This is a genomic window from Alkaliphilus sp. B6464, from assembly GCF_018141165.1.
GTDB lineage: Bacteria > Bacillota > Clostridia > Peptostreptococcales > Natronincolaceae > Alkaliphilus_B.
The window spans coordinates 2,077,607-2,096,129 of record NZ_CP058557.1; the positions used below are offsets into that span (position 1 = coordinate 2,077,607).

23 protein-coding genes are annotated in these 18,523 nt (G+C 28.9%); 22 read left to right on the top strand and 1 reads right to left on the bottom strand.

The features are described from left to right. Positions 1 to 8: 8 nt before the first annotated feature. From HYG84_RS10055 to HYG84_RS10145, 19 genes are all read left to right on the top strand, one after another. Complete coding sequence (locus HYG84_RS10055) at positions 9 to 422, top strand: hypothetical protein (protein WP_212376576.1); 414 nt, start codon at positions 9 to 11, stop codon at positions 420 to 422. A gap of 66 nt (positions 423 to 488) precedes the next feature. Then, entirely contained in the window at positions 489 to 1,367 is an 879-nt protein-coding gene (locus HYG84_RS10060) for an SU10 major capsid protein (protein ID WP_212376578.1), read from the top strand. Positions 1,368 to 1,446: 79 nt separating this feature from the next. Continuing rightward, positions 1,447 to 1,620 (top strand): helix-turn-helix domain-containing protein, encoded by a 174-nt coding sequence (locus HYG84_RS10065; RefSeq protein WP_212376581.1) that lies wholly within the window; start codon positions 1,447 to 1,449, stop codon positions 1,618 to 1,620. Between the two features lie 42 nt (positions 1,621 to 1,662). After that, on the top strand, positions 1,663 to 1,887 hold the full coding sequence (locus HYG84_RS10070) for a hypothetical protein (protein WP_212376584.1): 225 nt from the start codon (positions 1,663 to 1,665) through the stop codon (positions 1,885 to 1,887). A 14-nt stretch (positions 1,888 to 1,901) separates the two neighbouring features. Further along, positions 1,902 to 3,377: a DEAD/DEAH box helicase family protein gene (locus HYG84_RS10075; protein ID WP_212376587.1), complete on the top strand. Its 1,476-nt coding sequence runs from the start codon at positions 1,902 to 1,904 to the stop codon at positions 3,375 to 3,377. 292 nt (positions 3,378 to 3,669) lie between these two features. Beyond that, positions 3,670 to 4,080, top strand: a complete 411-nt coding sequence (locus tag HYG84_RS10080; protein WP_212376590.1) for a hypothetical protein — start codon at positions 3,670 to 3,672, stop codon at positions 4,078 to 4,080. Between the two features lie 59 nt (positions 4,081 to 4,139). After that, a complete protein-coding gene (locus tag HYG84_RS10085) occupies positions 4,140 to 5,723 on the top strand; it encodes a DNA packaging protein (RefSeq protein WP_212376593.1) in 1,584 nt (527 codons plus the stop codon). 222 nt (positions 5,724 to 5,945) lie between these two features. After that, positions 5,946 to 7,322: a hypothetical protein gene (locus tag HYG84_RS10090; RefSeq protein WP_212376596.1), complete on the top strand. Its 1,377-nt coding sequence runs from the start codon at positions 5,946 to 5,948 to the stop codon at positions 7,320 to 7,322. Positions 7,323 to 7,347: 25 nt separating this feature from the next. After that, a complete protein-coding gene (locus HYG84_RS10095; protein WP_212376599.1) occupies positions 7,348 to 8,646 on the top strand; it encodes a phage portal protein in 1,299 nt (432 codons plus the stop codon). A gap of 751 nt (positions 8,647 to 9,397) precedes the next feature. Further along, complete coding sequence (locus HYG84_RS10100; RefSeq protein ID WP_212376602.1) at positions 9,398 to 9,988, top strand: hypothetical protein; 591 nt, start codon at positions 9,398 to 9,400, stop codon at positions 9,986 to 9,988. Positions 9,989 to 10,018: 30 nt separating this feature from the next. After that, positions 10,019 to 10,414: a hypothetical protein gene (locus HYG84_RS10105; protein ID WP_212376605.1), complete on the top strand. Its 396-nt coding sequence runs from the start codon at positions 10,019 to 10,021 to the stop codon at positions 10,412 to 10,414. Between the two features lie 171 nt (positions 10,415 to 10,585). After that, positions 10,586 to 10,930, top strand: coding sequence for a hypothetical protein (locus HYG84_RS10110; protein WP_212376608.1), 345 nt, complete (start codon positions 10,586 to 10,588; stop codon positions 10,928 to 10,930). Positions 10,931 to 10,941: 11 nt separating this feature from the next. Beyond that, positions 10,942 to 11,925: a hypothetical protein gene (locus tag HYG84_RS10115; RefSeq protein WP_212376611.1), complete on the top strand. Its 984-nt coding sequence runs from the start codon at positions 10,942 to 10,944 to the stop codon at positions 11,923 to 11,925. A 430-nt stretch (positions 11,926 to 12,355) separates the two neighbouring features. Further along, positions 12,356 to 12,601, top strand: a complete 246-nt coding sequence (locus tag HYG84_RS10120; RefSeq protein WP_330655428.1) for a single-stranded DNA-binding protein — start codon at positions 12,356 to 12,358, stop codon at positions 12,599 to 12,601. Between the two features lie 104 nt (positions 12,602 to 12,705). After that, a complete protein-coding gene (locus tag HYG84_RS10125; RefSeq protein WP_212376614.1) occupies positions 12,706 to 12,843 on the top strand; it encodes a hypothetical protein in 138 nt (45 codons plus the stop codon). A 133-nt stretch (positions 12,844 to 12,976) separates the two neighbouring features. Continuing rightward, on the top strand, positions 12,977 to 13,516 hold the full coding sequence (gene hpt, locus HYG84_RS10130) for a hypoxanthine phosphoribosyltransferase (protein WP_212376617.1): 540 nt from the start codon (positions 12,977 to 12,979) through the stop codon (positions 13,514 to 13,516). 167 nt (positions 13,517 to 13,683) lie between these two features. Further along, a complete protein-coding gene (locus HYG84_RS10135; protein ID WP_249168578.1) occupies positions 13,684 to 14,643 on the top strand; it encodes a type II CAAX endopeptidase family protein in 960 nt (319 codons plus the stop codon). A 107-nt stretch (positions 14,644 to 14,750) separates the two neighbouring features. Continuing rightward, complete coding sequence (locus HYG84_RS10140; protein WP_212376620.1) at positions 14,751 to 15,341, top strand: NAD(P)H-dependent oxidoreductase; 591 nt, start codon at positions 14,751 to 14,753, stop codon at positions 15,339 to 15,341. 28 nt (positions 15,342 to 15,369) lie between these two features. Beyond that, entirely contained in the window at positions 15,370 to 16,071 is a 702-nt protein-coding gene (locus HYG84_RS10145; protein WP_212376623.1) for a PrsW family intramembrane metalloprotease, read from the top strand. Positions 16,072 to 16,160: 89 nt separating this feature from the next. Here the strand turns inward: HYG84_RS10145 and HYG84_RS10150 are convergent, their stop codons facing one another. Beyond that, positions 16,161 to 16,703, bottom strand: a complete 543-nt coding sequence (locus HYG84_RS10150; RefSeq protein WP_212376626.1) for a hypothetical protein — start codon at positions 16,701 to 16,703, stop codon at positions 16,161 to 16,163. Positions 16,704 to 16,948: 245 nt separating this feature from the next. Between HYG84_RS10150 and HYG84_RS10155 the strand changes: the two genes are divergently transcribed. From HYG84_RS10155 to HYG84_RS10165, 3 genes are all read left to right on the top strand, one after another. Beyond that, positions 16,949 to 17,305, top strand: a complete 357-nt coding sequence (locus HYG84_RS10155; protein WP_212376629.1) for a monothiol bacilliredoxin BrxC family protein — start codon at positions 16,949 to 16,951, stop codon at positions 17,303 to 17,305. Positions 17,306 to 17,417: 112 nt separating this feature from the next. Then, complete coding sequence (lepB, locus tag HYG84_RS10160; protein ID WP_212376632.1) at positions 17,418 to 17,939, top strand: signal peptidase I; 522 nt, start codon at positions 17,418 to 17,420, stop codon at positions 17,937 to 17,939. A gap of 116 nt (positions 17,940 to 18,055) precedes the next feature. Next, positions 18,056 to 18,484: a CBS domain-containing protein gene (locus HYG84_RS10165; protein ID WP_212376635.1), complete on the top strand. Its 429-nt coding sequence runs from the start codon at positions 18,056 to 18,058 to the stop codon at positions 18,482 to 18,484. Positions 18,485 to 18,523: the final 39 nt, after the last annotated feature.

Below are 18,523 nucleotides of genomic sequence, written 5' to 3' on the forward strand. Positions count from 1 at the left end.
TATGTTGTATGTTTGAATTTGAAGAAAAAGAAAGTTTTACACTAGATGAAGTTAAAAGGCTAGTAGCAGGTTGGAAAAGTGAATATGACCAACTAATGCAAGAAAAGGAAACAACTATTAATGATCTTAACACAAAGGTGGAGGGTATTGCCGAGTTAGAAAGGGCAAATAAGGACTTAACTATTAAGCATCTAGCACTACAAAATGGAATAAGTGAAGATATGTTGGACTTAGTTGCAGACGATAATTTAGAAGTTGTTAGCGCTAAGATTGCAAAATTAAAAGAACTAACTAAAAAACAGAATATCGACAATAGTTATAAACCAGATCAGAAACGTAAAGATGATGATTACTCTAAGGCAGAAAAGAGTAACGATGTTGAAGGAATGTTGAAATCTAAATTAGGAAGATTATTTGGATAGTATGTTGAAATACTATCTTTTTTTATTACTAAAATTAAACTTTAAAAATGAAAGGAAATGATAATAATGATTTTATCAAATAATGAGAACATTAAACAATTAGACTTAACAAAGGAATTAGTATTACTAGATCATACGGAGATGCCTTTTACATCTTTATTATTAAAGAATGGTAGACAAAAGGCAACTTCTACTATTGTAAGTTGGGATTATGAGCAATTAGACAGTAGCAGAAAATTAGCCTTAGAAGGTGCAGATATTACAGATTTCCAAGAGTCTGATAGAACAACTGGAGATAGTAACGTGTGTCAAATTATGAATAAGGCAGTTAGTGTATCTGATACGGCTCAAGCAGTGTCTATCGAACACATTAACAACTTATTCGCCCATGAATTAACTAACAGAATGGTTGAGATTAAGAGAGATTTAGAATGGTATTTAATTAATGGTGTTAGAGACGAAGGTACAACAGGAAATCCAAGGCAAATGAATGGATTACTACAATTTGTTAAGCCACAAAATAAAACAGAAGTCACAAAAGCATTAGATATTAAGCAGTTACAAAATATGGCTAAGGCTATGAAACAAGCAGGTACAGCAAGTCAAAATCTTGTATTACTGTGCGACTATAATACATACGATATTGTAGCAGACTTATTTGTAGATAAAACTTACTATGCAGGTGTAACTAATGAATTTGGTTCTCCAGTTAAAAAGTTAAACTTAACCTATGCTACTGTAGTACCTTATTTAGTTAACGATATGCCAGTAGATACCTGTTTAATGGCTAATATGAATTACTTAAAATTTGCAGAGTTAAGAGCATTAGCATATAGTGATCTTGCTAAAACAGGAAGTTCTAAAAAGGGCTATATTGAAATGGAGAATACTTTAAAAGTATTACATCCAGATGCGATTATGCAATATAGCAAGAAGCAAGCATAATTTAACAAACAGTAATAGGTAGGGGCTTAGTTGTCCCTATCTTTTTTTAATGCAAATTATTGCCTAAGGAGGTTAGAAGATGAACGAAAGAATTGAATATAAATTAGAACGTATAAGAAAAAAAATAAAACTTAAAGATGTTGCAAAAGAAATAGGTATTAGCACTGGAACAGTAAGTAGATACGAGAATAACAAAAGAGAAATGACGGAAGAACATATACAAAAATATAAAAAATATATAGAAGAAAATTAAGAGGCAGGGAAAATTAATTAATTATATTAAATAGAAAGCATTTTGCAGAATGGCGAAAAGGTGGAAGGGAGATATCAAAAGATGGAAAAAACACATTTGGTAGTATTTAATCCAAGAATGGCGCGACTTTTGTTGAAAATGGGATATATGATAACCGATATTAAACCACATAAAAATGTTGAGAATGCAAGTGTATTTATATTCTTAAATGAAGAAGGACTAGAAGAAGAACTTAACAAGATGATAAATGAATTTAAAAATAAGTAAAAGAGGGGTATTGTATGAAAAAATATGTAAGCGATGTAATTACAACTAAACATATAAATAATTGGAATAATGGAGATGTAATATTAATTACAGCTCCAACAGGCAGGGGAAAAAGTACATTAATTTTAAGAGATTTGCAGGAGATAGCAAAGTTAGAGAATGAAAAAATATTACTATTAACTAATAGGGATTTATTGAAAAATCAATTTAAAAATATAATTACAACTACAGATACGATTAAGGTTATTAATTATCAGTTGTTGGAGAATATTATCCTTAATCAAAAAGAAATTAAAGAGTTGAGTAATTATAAATATATAATTTGTGATGAAGCCCACTATTTTTTTACAGATAGTGGCTTTAATAATTTAACAGACTTATCTTTAAAATGGATACTAGAACAATACGATAAAATAAGAATTATGATGAGTGCTACAGCATCTACAATTACAAACTATATTAAACAAATTGGAATAGAATTTAAGGAATATAAACTTAAACATGACTATAGTTACATAGATACATTATATTTTTATGAAGATGATCAAGTATTAAAAAAGATGTTGTTTGAATTGCCTAGTAATGAAAAAGCATTATACTTTACATTAGCAAAAAAGGCATATGAAACAAGTCAAGAGTTAGATAATGCTAGTTTCCTATGTAGTAAGCATAATAAAAGATATAGTCAGTATGTAGATAATGAAATTAGAAAACAGATAGTTGAACAGGATATGTTTTCTAGTCAAATACTATGTACTACTACAACATTAGATAATGGTGTAAATATCAAAGATAATCAAGTCAAACATATAATTATAGATGTGTTTGATGTAGATACGATAGAACAATGCTTAGGCAGAAGAAGAATAGGACAAGGCGAAAAAACAAATGTATATATTAAAAAATATTCCAATCAATCATTATCAGGAAAAAGACAGGGATTAATTAATACAATGCGATATGCTAATATGTTGAGAAATGAAGGTATAGAAGAATTGATTAAACAATATCCTAGAAAAAGTTATGGTAATTTAATATATGATGTTGTAGATAATGGTAACGTACAAAAGAGAATAAACGAAATAATGTATTTCAAGTGTGAAGATACCATTAATTTTTGTGATGACTTGTTGAGCAGTAATAAAAAGGACAATTATGCAAGGTATATAGCAAAGAGATTTAAGTATGATTATAAAAATACTTTCAATTTAGATGATATGTATAATTGTTTGACTTTATCGGACAAGTTGGAAAAATTAATCGGCATTAAATTATATAAACAAGACCAGTTAAAATTAATTGATGATATAGATGTTAGAGTTGACGGAAAACAGCAAAGGTCAATATCTAAATTAAATGAAGGATTGAAAATGTTAAAATTACCTTATTTGATTATTAAGAATGTTGACAAGGATAGAAAGTTACTAAACGGTGAGGACAATCCAAACAGAGATAAGACATATTGGCAAGTAATTAAAAGTTTGGGGTAAAAATCTGCGATAAGCATTATATATATGCTTTACGCAAAAAAATCCCCCAAGATTAAAATAGTTAAAATCCAACGTGAAGGGGTTTTAAGCGTAGCGTAAACCACTGAACAACAAGCAATGTGAAGCGGAGCGAAACATTGTGCGTTAGGGGGTTGTAGGGGTTCACCCCTATATGTAACATTAATTCATACAGACTATTATTTGCGGGAACAAGTTCCCTTTACCTTCACCTGCTAAAGCAGGTTCAGGATATATTAATTAAATAATTATTTGAGAAATGGAGGTTTTACAGATGAATGACACAAATATATGGAGAGAAATACAATATATTAAAAATCCCAACAGGAAAGCATATTTCCAATGGAAGAATAAAATACAAAACATAAAAAGGGACTATGGTGCATTGTCGGAAGAAGAATTTTTAGAGTATATTGGTGGCAAGGGCGAATTCATGAATTATATGAAGCGATGGGAAAGTAGCCCAGAATATAAACGATTAGTATTCTTATTAAAGGAAGATAGTTTTGCTACTGATTTGCTAGAAACATATAACAAAGTAAAAGAATTGGCATTAACTGGTGATAGTCAAGCAATTAAGAATATGATTATGTTGCAGAAGGAGATTAAGAAGTATAGACAGGATATAGATAGTTTTAATGCTATAGAAGAAGAAAAAGAAGAAGATGATGGGTTAGAGATATAGGGGTGTAGTCAAAAGTGGCTATACCCTTTTATATTGCTCATAAATAGGAAGGTGATATTATGGCTAAGAAAAAACTAAGCACTAAAGAAAAACTAGCAATTATTAATAATGATATAGAATTGTGGTTAAGTAATTTTGTGAAGATACCATCTAATACAGGTGAAATGATACCTTTTAAGATAAATGCAGAGCAAAAGGATTTTGTAGAAAATAAGGAAAGGTATAATATAATCCTAAAATCAAGACAGTTAGGTTTTAGTACGTTGTCATTAGGTATAATGCTATATTATGCCCATCAAAGACCTAACACTACTTATATATTAATAGCAGATAAGGGTGATAGTAGCAGTAACTTGTTTGAACGTTTAAAGATGATGTATGAGTCAATTCCAGATCAATACAGATTAAAACAAAGAAGAAGTAATAGAGATGAATTGGTATTTGAAAATAATAGTCGTATTGCAGTAATGGTTGCAGGTTCAAAGGAATTAGGAAGATCATTTACAGCACAAATAATACATTGTTCTGAATTTGCGTTCTGGGGTGGTAATCAACAAGAGCGTGGATTAGTTGCCTTAGAACAAGCATTAGCAAAGAATGATGATGCAATGATTATATTAGAAAGTACAGCAAATGGAATCGGTAACAACTACTATAATATATTTGGTAATGCAGAAAAGAGAAGAAGTAAGTATAAACATTTCTTTTATGGGTGGACTAATAAGTCGCACTTAGACCAATTTAGACCAGAAATTAATGAAGCAGTAGAATGGTATAGGTCAATTAATAAGGGTGCTAAATTAAAGAATGATCCATTAGAATTATATCCATATGAACAGAAACTACTAAAAGAAACTAATGTTACTTTATTACAACTCATGTGGCGACAATGGAAAATTCAAGATATGGGCGAAGATATGTTTAAACAGGAATACCCTGCATATCCGATTGAAGCCTTTATAAGTACTGATACAGGTGTATTTGATGCAAATATTATTACTGAAAGAATGTATAATATCCCCGAACCATTAAAGGTTGTTGAGGGGTTACCTGCATCACTACAAAAGTTTATAGGAAATGGACTTAATATATATCAATTGCCTAAGCCTAAAGATTGGTACTTTGGTGGAATAGATACAGCAGCAGGATTAAAGGGCGACTATTCAAGTATAACAATATTAGATGCAGAAGGTGAGCAAGTTGCTACATTTAATAGAAATGATATTCCAGTTTATAAGTTTGTAGACATTGTTGTCCAACTTGGACAATTTTATAATTACTGTATGTATCTACCCGAACGTAACACCTATGGGCTAGATTTAATTAACAGATTGACTAGGGAAAAGAATTATATACAGGTGCTAAAGATAAAGAAATTCGATAAAATTAAAGGTCGCAGGACTTGGGAATATGGTTGGTATAGTGATAGTGTTTCAAAAACTAAAATGGTTAATGATTTGAAAGAAGCCTTTGAGATAGGCACTATATTAGTTAATGATAAAGAAACATTAGAGCAGATGAAAATATTTACAGAGAATAAAGGTAGTTTTGGTAATGCAAATGGTAAGGGAAATTATGACGATTTAGTGGACGGTTTGGGACTTGCAGTACAGAGTTTGAAACAAGGGCGATATTATATATAACGTTTCAAAGACTAGACTTGTGTGTAGGTCACGATGGCATCGTTGGCTAAGTTGCACATTCTAGTGCATCTTTAAAAATAACAAATTAATGGTGGTATAAGAACATTTATACTAGATTTTCAGTGATAGCGCATTTTTGCGCCGTCAAATTTAACGGATAGGGTTCGACACTAATGGCGAAAGATTATTGGCAGTAAATATATTAAAAATATGGAGGTATATATGAAAAATAATAATTTTAAATATGAAATAAATAAACTTTGGGAAGATGCATATAATTGGATATTGATGAAACATAATGCATCAGAAAAATATATTAATGTGGTAAAATATTACGAACTGACGAAAAGCATAGGAAGTGTGTGGAATTTAGGAGAATACAAAAAACTTACTTCCCAATATGAAAAAACTATATTAGATTATGAAGAAATGTTAAAAAAAATAGATAGAATTATTTTAAATTATAGTAAAAAATACAGTCATATAGATTCAGAAATTTTTATGTACAATTGGGTGATTCATGCGTTTGTAAATGCAGTTATGGAAAATAGTAATTTTTATATAGATAAACAACTAAACAGAAATTATTCAAAAGAAAGAGAAGAAAAAAACAAAAAAATGATCTGTATATTTCGGGAATTAATGGAAGATGCAGATTATTCAAATTTTGATAATAATCTAAAAGTAGATAGGGTAGATAACAAAATAATTTATAGCGTTAAAAATATACCTTTATTTTCTGATATATTAACACTACAAAAAAAAGAGGAGTTGTGGCACGGAACAACTCTATTTAATGCAATTTCAATAATTCAAATGGATCTATTAAAGTCGAGTAATAATATTAGTTTTAATAAAAATAAAATTTTCTTTAGTGATAATGTAGATGATTCGATTAGTTATGGAAAAAGGTGGAGTAAAAATTCAGAAATTGTATTATTTAAGTTTGATTTAAGTAATTTAAATATATATAAAAGAGAACATACTTTAGTTAGTAGGGAAGGAAATTTATATTTTATTGAATGTGATAAATTAAACATTAAAGATTATCTAAAAGAGGTTTATCTAGTAGATTTAGAAGGTAATGTGAAAAAGATTAGTATGGAGAAAGTCGAAGAAATTGCTAAATTAAAAAATAAAGATTGTATAGCGGCAATTATGGCTGAAAAAATGTTAAAGGAGAAGGGCATTTCTCTTTTTCATGAATTTGACAAGATGTCAAATATACAGAACTTTAATACTATCAATAGTGAAAATCTTAGATTATATCATTCCACATCTATTGAAAATTACAAGAAAATACTAATGGATGGCATTATGAAACCATGTAAAATAATAAAGTCAGATAAATTCAATTACGGAAAAATATTTCTTTCAGATGATATTAATTATGCTAGGAATTTTGGAAGAGGTGAAAGTGCCATAAATAAAACAAATAATTATATTATGCTAGAAATTGATTTAACAGGCTATGATGTATTTGTGCATTATTTTCCAAATGAATATTTTGTAATTGGTGACATCAAAGCAGATGCTATTAAGAAGATATATAGGTTTGAAAATGATAAGTTGATTGATACATTAGACTTAGAGGAATAAAACATTAATTGTAGGAGGTTATCGTGTGAGTTTAGAAAAATATATAAATGTAAAATATGAAGGTGATTCGTTATGGTTTGAGCAGGAAGTTGCTGATAGTTGGCAAATGCAAAGGATAAATAGGATATTAGAGAATAAAGACTACCTTGCAGGAAAACATAAAATTAAAATGCGAGTAGATGAAGTATATAATGGTAAGACGTTTGAAACTAGAAAGATAGCATTAAATTATGCTAAGACTTTACTAGAATTTGAAACGTCTTTTTTATTGAAGAATGATGTTACATTAACAAGTAATGATTTGGAAGCCCTAGAGCAATATAAGAAGGTTTATAGGGAAGGTAAATATAATAAAATAGATTATAGAATATTATCTAATATGGTTAGATATGGTGAATGTTACGAATACGTCTATATTGACGAGAATAAACGAATTAAGAGTAATATTATTGCAGGTGAGGACAGTTATCCTATATATGACCATACAGGGCAAATGGTGGCATTTATAGAGTACTATATTTTCGATGGTACAAGTTATTATGCTATTTACAGTGATGATAAAGTAGAACAATATAATGATATTGATGGAGATTTACACAAAGTAGGAGAATATAAAAATCTAAGTGGATTGCCTATACCATATGTATTATCAAGCGAATTAGATGAATTAGTAGGCAATGCAAGTCTAAGGGAATATATAGATATATTGGACAGTATGGAAGATTTAATAAGCAAATATATGGATAGTTTCTATAAATTTCTTAATCCTATTCCAGTTGTGAAGGGAACAAAGTTGAGTAGTAAAGATGGACAGATAGATCAGAATGTTGTCGGTTATGCTATGCAGTTAATGGATGATGCAGAGTTTAAATTTGTTAATAGTAAGATGGACTTTAATAGTTTTAAGACGTTGTGGCAGACTTTGAAGCAGTCATTGCTGGATATATCTATGACACCTGGTGTTAGTATGAATAGCCAAGATGTATCTAATCTATCTGAAACAAGTATAAGAATGTTGTATGGTATGGCTGAGATTAAGGGGTCTATGAATAGCAGATACCTACATGAAGGATTTGAAAAGAGATGGGGCAAGATTAAGGCATTATTAAGAGTATTAGGAAATGATATAATAGAAGATGCTTATATAGATTGTCAATATAATCCTAATATACCTCAAAATGATAAGGAAGTAATAGAGAACCTTAAAACATTAAAAGAGATAAACGGTATAAGTCTAGAGAGATTATTGGAAGTAAGTCCATACACTAATGATGTTAATGAGGAATTAGATAAGATAGATAGTGTTAACCGAGTTGAAGGATAAAGTTAACGATTGATGTTGTAGTATGTTTGTGATGTTTGGTAGTTGATTGTTTGGATTAGTCGGCTAGTTGGAGTGTGTGGCTAGTCGGCTGTTTTGTTTTATGTGGTGATGGGGTGTGAGGGAATGGCTTAATGATATAGATTATCAATTGAAAGTATTTCAGTTATAAACTCACGCCTGTTATAATAGGTATTTCGGATTTTTCCGAAGTACATTTATAAACTATATATTAAAGGATATAAGATATATTAATAATCATATAACTGAAAATCCTTATCAATTAGAATGATGAATAAACCTAAGTATTGGAAAAAGAGCAGTATATGAATTGTAATAGATATGCAACTATGTGTATAATTAAACTACACAGAAGTATAGAAAAGATTGATTTTATATTAAATTATAGCAGAATAGGTTTACATAATAATATTTTAAGAGTAAAAACAACTAAAAAGTAATAGGGAATAGTAGACTAAAAAGCATAAATGGCTAAATATCAATATATAAGCAACTTTTATATAAGACGCAACTATACCGTAAATGTAGTTTTAGGGAATAGTTGATTATATTAGGGCTAAAACTCTAAATGTATAAACTAATTAATATACATCGATTGATTACCGCATTGTTCAAAAATATTAGCCAGAGTAGACTATTTTACACACATGAAAAAATTCGACAATTTTAGAAATATTAACCTGCATTATTACCAACTATGGTATAATATAGAAAAATAAAAGGGAGGGGTTTTATGGAGGGTCTACTAATGCTTGTAATGTTATGTTTAGGAATGGGAATTATTTTCTTGTTTATTAACAAATCTAAAAATGAACAGAGGGTTAAAAATGAAAAACTAGAACAAGGTATTTACGGGGACATAAGATCCATTCATTTACATGGGTTAAAATATCCTTCTAATGTAGTTTTTAATGTCAAATTATATAATGATTATCTATTATTTACATATGAGAATGAACAAATTAAGTTAGATTTAAGAAAAATTAAAAGTGCATCTATTGAAAATGTTAAAGAAATAAATGAAAGCAAAGGATTTTCCGTTGGAAATGCAACATTAGGAGGTATACTATTTGGGCAATTAGGAGCTATTATTGGTGGTTTTAGTGGATCACAAAACCTTAAATTTAAAATTTTGATCATTAATTATATTGATTCAGAGAATAATCTAAAACATATCAGTTTTATGCCTGATTATTTTTTAAATGTAACAAATAAAAGTATGACAGATTATAGAAATGGATTCTTATCTGAGTTTTATAATGAATTAAAGAAAAAAATTGATAAATTTAGCGAGTATAAAGAAATTCAATTAGAAGAACTTTAATGGTGTAATATGCTAAAGGAGGATTTTAATATGAATAAAAAATTATTAGGTATTTTATTATGTATTCTTTTAGTTTTAACTGCCTGTCAATCTAAAATTCCAGATGGTGTAAGTGAGGAGTTTTATAAAGAGGTAAAAGGTCTTGTGGTGCATTTAGTTGAAAATATAGATGAATATAAAAGCGGAAAACCCCATAGTTTAATGTCAACTCCAGAGTATAAAAAAGTATTAGAGATGCAAAACAATTATGAGAATTACAACGGAGCAGAACAAGATATAATAGACTATCTCTGGCTTTTGTATGATTCAGTGAACTTTTATTATAGTGATTCTAGTAGTTTTGATATTGACGATATAATTGAAATTGGAACTAAGCTTAGTGAACTGATGAATTTTAAAATTGATGTGCCTAAATTAATTAAATAAAATATTAATTCTGTAATAGACCATGAAAACTTATGGTCTATTTTTTATGTTCAAATTAGTAAAATTCAACTTGAAGGTTACTAAATATTCAAGGTCGATTATATTCGACTATGCAAATAAATAGTTAAAGGGACATAAAGTCCATTTTAAAATACAGGAGGTTTTATATCAATGACAAATTTAGAGCGTCTTAAAATGGAAATTAAGGGCATAGATTTTCCAGTGGAAGAATTACAAGTATATCTATTAGAGAATGACCTACAGCATGATGCAGAGTATGAGCCAACTTCTAACACAAATAAGAAAAATATCTATCGTACAGCAGTAGCCATATTAGAAAGTATTGCAAATAATCCTCGACTAATGAAAAATTACAAGACCGAGGATGTAACTACAACACATTTCCATACTAACTTATTAAATCAGATAGATAACCTAAATCGTAAAATTAGAAATATGGTTGATGATGATCTTAATACTGAAAATGATGCTAAGTTTATATACCTATTCAAATAAAGGGGGATAATATGAATTTATTTAACATACCAATAGACAACGATATTACCTATTTACTTAGTGAACTAGGGCATAATATTAAAATTAATAATGTAGCAGCCAAAGGTATTATTAATAATGCAAGTATGGAACGGACTTTTGACGATAAAAGACTAATTACAAATGCGGAGTTAAAAAGAGGTTATTATATTAATTATAATGACCTTAATTTTTTAGTATTGAACGAGATTAATGATAAGCGACTTTCTTCCTATTATAAGGGGATTATTAGACATTGTAATTTTGACTTAAAATTTATTATAGATAATAAACTATACTTATTCTACAGTTGCATAGAAGGGGATAAATTTTCTTTGCAAAAAGGAATAATTACATATTCAGCCGATACAATTACAGTTACATTACCTTATACACCTATTACTAACCAACTTAAAATAGGCGATAGTTTTATTTCAATGGGTAGTGTATGGAAAATAGAAGGAATTGACTATACTAAGGTAGGAATAATTAATTTGTACTCTAAAAAAGATGCTATAAGCACTACAGACGATGATCTTCAAAATAAAATTGCTGATAGATATGATAGAGGAGTAGATAGATTAAATGGCAACATTACACCTATTTTACCTTTTGATGAAGTGGAAGAACCAGAAGAACCAACATTACCAGAAACTCCAGTTGAACCAGAGCCACCTGCCGATAATTTCACGTATGAATTACAGGGTAGTAGTACATTAACACTTAATCAAACTGGAATATATACAGCCGTTAAAAAGAATAATAATGAAGTTGTAGAAGCAGGATTTAACTGGACAATAGACTATAAAGGCAATGCAACAAGTACAGTATCTATTGTAGAAGAAACTAATACAAATATTAAATTAAAAGGAAGTAGTAATAATAGTCATGTAGGAAAATATTTTAGATTAATTGCTACAGATACAGAAACAGGGGATATAGTTGAAAAGGATATTATGATTAAGAGTTTATTTTAAAAGGGGTAACAGAGTTGTTATACCCCTTTGAGGTATCTACCCGTCGAATATGATGGCTGAGGGTTGAATATGACACTCAGGTGTTGCATATTTACAAGTCGTGTCAGTAAGTGAGACTTTTAATTGACTTTGCAATTAGACAAGTATATTATTATAGATAAGATTGTTCAAAAAATTAAATAAGTTGCCACCTTTTTAAGATGCTACCAACATCTAAAAAGGAATTATACCTTTAAGTGCTACCAACACAAAAAGATACTAGGCAACTATGTATATAGATTATAACCATTACATAGTTACTTAGTCAATATTAAGTGTCAGTTCTCTTAGAGGATTGGCACTTTTTTAATTTAACGAATCAATAATAATCTAATAAAATGAATCTAGCAATATTACAGTGAAAATGTTTGAAAATAAAACTTAATAAACATTGAAAAATAGCCATTTTAACAAAATAAAGTCGGACTACATACCGACAATAGCTTGGGGAAGAAATGCAAGGTTTTCTTCTAAGTTAAATGTTGGTGATAGAATTCGGATCTGGGGACGGATACAAAGTAGGCAATATCAGAAAAAATTATCAGATGGAAATGTTTTAAATAAAATTGCATATGAGGTATCTATTTCTAAAATGGAAAAAGTTGATGAAAACGAAGAAGAGCACGCTATCCCTTAGGATGGTGTGTTCTTCTTCGTTTTTATATTAGAATAAGAATTTTTTATTAAAAACTTTTCAAATAATAGAATAAATAATATAATCATTTGAAAGGAGGTATTAAAATGACTAAATACATCGTACCAATCCTAATTTTATTTATTATATTAATATCTATACAATACTCTATAAATAAGGTTATTGTTTTATTAAAAGAGATTAAGGAAATATTAATCCAGCAAAAAAACAATAAGCATAATTAATTAAAGTTAAAACAAATAAAATTTTATAAAATAATTAGCATATAAAAATCTAATACTTATTGTAGGAATATTTGACAAGGATTTTTATTTGCATTAAAATATTAATAATATGGTTTTATTGGAGGGAAAGTTAATGGATATAGATAAAAAGGTATGGGAAGTACTTTGTTCAGAAGAAGACATTTCAAATAGACTTAAGGAATTAGGACAAGAAATTTCTGATGTTTATAGAGATAAGAAATTATATGTTGTTTCATTACTTAGAGGTAGTTTTGTTTTTACGGCAGACTTAGTAAGAAAGCTGGATATTCCAGTTAAAATAGACTTTATGACAACATCTAGTTATGGTCATGGAACAGAAAGCAGTGGCTCAGTAAAAATTGTTAATGATATAAAAGAAAATTTAGAGGATTACCATATACTAGTAGTAGATGATATTACAGACTCAGGTTTAACTATGAAATATGTAATAGAGCATTTAAAAACAAAAAATCCTGTTAGTGTAAAATGTTGTGTATTATTAGACAAACCAGAACGTAGGAAAGTAGAAATTGAGCCGGATTATGTAGGATTTACTATTCCAGATAAATTTGTTGTAGGATATGGATTAAACTATGGAGATTATTACCGCAATATTCCTTATGTATTCGTTGTAACAGATAAAGATAGATAGAAGAATATGAAACAGAGCACTTCTTAAAAAAGAGGTGCTTTATGCTATGCATAAATCTTTTAATCTTAATAAAATAGTTTTAATGTATGCAGTACAAGTATTTAGTAATATAATAAAATAAATAAGTGGATTGGTAGATTAATAAATGAAGGGGAGAATAAAATATTATGAATGATATGTTAAATAAAAAAAGGTTAAAAGTATTAGATGCAAATCTATTATATCTTATTGGAGCTATATTGTTTTGGACCTTAGGGGCTTATGTTCAGGGAAGAAGTCTGCAAAGTGGATTAATAATTACACAATATGTTATTATACTTTTACCGCCTATAATCTACATCAAAGCAAAAAAACTAAACATAAAGGAAACTCTTAAACTAAATAAAATAAGTTTTAAACATGGATTCTTGGTAGCTTGTATCACCATTTTAACTTATCCAGCGGCAGTTTTTGCAAATGCATTACTAATGACTATAATGAGTCTAATAGGAAATCTAAATATACCACAATTACCTACTGCTGCAAGTAGTAGTGAATATTTAATACTTATGTTTGTTATATCTATATCAGCAGGTATTTGTGAAGAAGTATTTTTTAGAGGATTTATTTTATCTGGTTACGAAAGAATGGGAAAGAAAAAAGCAATTATTTTATCAGCAATTTTATTTGGATTCTTTCATTTTAACTTGTATAATTTAATGGGCCCAATAGTGCTAGGTCTAGTTTTTGGGTATTTAGTTGTAGAAACAAACTCTATTTTTGCTGGCATGATTGGACATATAGTTAATAATGGGTTTGCTGTTACTTTAGGGTTTATATTAAATTTAGTTTCTGAGGTTCTTCCAAATATGGATACGGCTAGCGAAGCTGCTGTTGAACTACCGACGTCTATAGCTATGTTAAGTGGTACTATTGTGTTTGGAATTATTTCAGCAGTAACCGTGCTAATTGCTTATCAGCTTATTAAGATTATAAAAAAAGATCGTGCAGAATTAAATTCAAAAGTATGTAGTGATGAGACAAACGTAGAAGTAAAGGGAGTCGAATTTACGCCTTTAATTTTTACAGGTATTTTATTTATTATTATAGCAATAGTACAAATAAAAGAAATTATTTCTTTGGGTTAAGTATACAGAAAGAAAAAAAGGTGATCTAAAAAAGATCATCTTTTTTTATGGGTAATTTTAAATAAAATGAAACATACTAAATCTAAATACGAATGAGGAGGTTTTTTATGAAAAATACAAATACGCTAATTATTTTTGGTCATCCAAATCCAGATAGTTTTAATGGAGCTATATTAAAAGCTATAGAAAATAAGCTTAAAGAAAAACAATATAAATTTATTTCTAAAAACTTATATCAATTAAATTTTAATCCTATTTTAACTATGAACGATTTTGCGAGAATGAGAAATTCTACCGTAACTGAAGATATAGCAATAGAACATAGAGATATTGAGTGGGCCAAAAATATTATATTTATATATCCTGTATGGTGGGCAGGTCAACCTGCTATTGTTAAAGGATGGATCGATCGAGTATTTAGTCGAGGATTTGCATATGCTCCACAACAAGATGGAACCGTAAAAGGACTATTATCAGATAAGACAGTTATGGTTTTTACTACATCTGGTTCTAGTGAAGAAAATATGAATCAGTCAGGCATATCTGCCGCCATGGAGAAAGTGATGATGGAAGGAATACTAGGATTCTGTGGTATAAGCACTATGCTATATAAAAATTTATATGAGATTCCTGCTACAACTGATGAACAAAGAAATATAATGCTAGATGAAATAGATTATTTAATAAATGCAATTTAAAATCAGTATAAGCAGGAAGGAGAATTAGATGATTATAAGGTTAGTAATAATTGCAGTTACACCTATTATTGCCTTAGCTATAGGTATATATTTGACTGATAGATATGATAAAGAGCCATGGACACTATTACTTCGTGTTTTTGCTTTAGGAGCGTTATCTGTAATACCAATAATGTTTGTGCAGAGAATTTTACTTTCGATTAATATTTTTCCTGGGATATTTTCTATAGCTTATACTGCATTTATTGTAGCTGGACTAACGGAAGAATTTTTTAAAAGATCTGCGGTTTTGTATGGTGCTTACAATAATAAAAACTTTAATGAAAAGCTTGATGGTATTGTTTATAGTGTGTTTGCGGCCTTGGGATTTGCCACAGTAGAGAATATTATGTATGTTGTTTTTCGTTATACAGGAAACTACTATGTTGGAATTATGAGAGGAATCTTATCTGTACCTGCACATATGCTATTCGGTGTTACTATGGGCTACTATTTATCTTTAAGTAAATATACACAGGACACAGGATTAAAAACATACTATTATAAAAGATCATTATTAATGCCTGTGATTTTACATGGCCTATTTAACTTTATTTTAATGGCACGAATTCCAATTTTGATGGTGTTTTTTATTCCATATGTTATTTATCTGTGGATTAGCAATTTAAGAAAATTAAACCAATATACACGAGATAGTAGAGATAGATACAATAGAATAGAGGATGAATAGAAATAGAAAAGGTAGTAGAATTTTAAATTCTGCTACCTTTTGTTATGTATAGAATTGTAAAAACTTTAATAATTAGATGTTTATAAATTTTATTTCTTCTGTCCTGCTATAATTTTAACCATATCTTCTATTGTAGCATTAGTAGGAATTTCAAATGAACCGGATTTTAGTCTATGTGCAAGGTTTAAGTTTTCAGCCGCTTGTATAAAGTCTTTTGCATCATCTATTAATCCGTTTTCTTTTAATATTTTTGCAATACCTGATCCAGGTGTGCCATTAGGGATAGACACCGTTTTTTGTTCTGAAGTAATAATATTATCAGAAGGTACATCGGTCTCCTCAGATTCTATATTATCGGTTGTGTCCTCAGGTGTAACTTTATCTTTATCACTATTATTTTTTTCAACTTCCTCATTTCCTACTATATTAGATTGTTTATCATCATTTTCTGATATGGGATTATTATTTTTGTCTTTGGTAATATTAACTGGTTCATCTGCTAATACAGTATTTGAAGAATTAGAAAACCAACTTCCTAAGTTCCATGAAAGCACAACAAACATTACACTGGCTACAACTATAGCAAAAAAAACATCTGAAAAATCATGAAAAAAATCTTTTATCTTCTCCAACTGGATCAGCTCCTTATTAAAATCTATATACCTTAGAATATCATAAAGAAATAAAATCATCAATATTGATATGATAATAAAAAAATTGGTAATATATAAAACAATGTAAATATATATCTGAAATTAAGGTATTTAAAAATGAAATAATGGTAAATTACATAATATCTATATTACAAGTTATAATATGATTAAAGCTGTAATATACAATTAATAACAAAGTCAATATATTTAGGGAGGATTAATTAATGTCACGTAAATTAAAAAAAATTGTTACTGTAGATGAATTAGAAAAGATATTAAGAAGATCAAATAAAAAGCCAGTATTTATTTTTAAACATGATGAGTCTAGTCAGGATAGTGAAGATGCATATGATGAATATTTAAATTTCATTAAAGATAGTGAGGATGATATTATATTTACCATAATATATGTGAGAGAAGATATTGAAGTATCTGATGCGGTCGAAGATGTTCTTGAAGTAACTCATGAGGCTCCACAATTAATTTTAGTAATAGATGAAGAAGCAGTTTGGGATGATACTGATGATAATATAAATGTAAAAAATTTAATAGAAGTTGTTGAAGAATTTATATCTATATAATGTCTGCCCTGTGGACAGTGGACGAAATTGCTTTTAAAGTTGATTTCCATCGTTCACAGTGATAAAATAGGTAAAGAAGTTTATTCTTAAAGTGCAGACAGGGGGACAGAAGATGAAGAATGAAATAATCGAATGGATAAAAACTATTATATTATCCCTAGTTATTGCGTTAATAATTACGACTTTTGTAAAACCAACCATTGTAAAAAATTATTCCATGAGTCCAACACTACAAGAGAATGATTTTTTAATTATCAATAGGTTTCTATATAAAAGGAGTGCACCTAAAAGAGGAGATATAGTTGTTTTTCAGTCTAGTTTAAAGACAGACAATGGTAAGGATAAGTTATTAATTAAACGTGTTATAGCAGTTCCAGGAGACGAAATAATAATTAAAGAAGGTCAAGTTTATGTTAATGGTACTATGTTAGAGGAAGATTATATTTCAGAAACGTATACTGAGGGTGATATAGATATAATCGTGCCAGAAAATAAGATTTTTGTAATGGGAGATAATAGAGGAAATAGTTTGGATAGCCGTGATGAGATTTTAGGTTTGGTAGATTTTGATGTAATTATGGGTAAAGCTTTTGTTCGATTATTCCCATTTAATAAAATTGGATTATTAAAATAATGATTTTGGATTCCTAACATTAGTTAGGAATTTTTTTTGTTATTAATTTTGGTGCTAATAAAAAAATAGAAATTGGAGCAACATATATATGAAGTATATTAAGTGGAGGTGTATATATGAATATAAGAGATGTTATGACTAATAAGGTTTATGCTGCTTTACCAGATGCTTCTATTACTGAAGTAGCAAAAAAAATGAAGGAATTGAATGTAGGATCTATTCCAGTATGTGATAATCAAGATCAGCCTATAGGTATTATTACAGATAGAGATATAGTATTAAGAGGAGTAGTTGAAGGATTAGATAATACATCAAGTGTCAGTGATATAATGTCTAAAGGAATAGTATCTGTTACTCCAGATACTCATGTGCATGAGGCAGCTAAAATAATGGGAGAAAATCAAATAAGAAGGCTACCAGTTATTGAAAATGGTAAAATTGTAGGAATGGTATCTATCGGTGATTTAGCAGTAAGAAATATTTATGAAAATGAGGCGGGGGAAGCACTAAGCAATATCTCTACCCCCAGTAGACCTATGATATAGCAGATAGTCCCTGTTCTTAAGCAGGGACTATTATTCTGT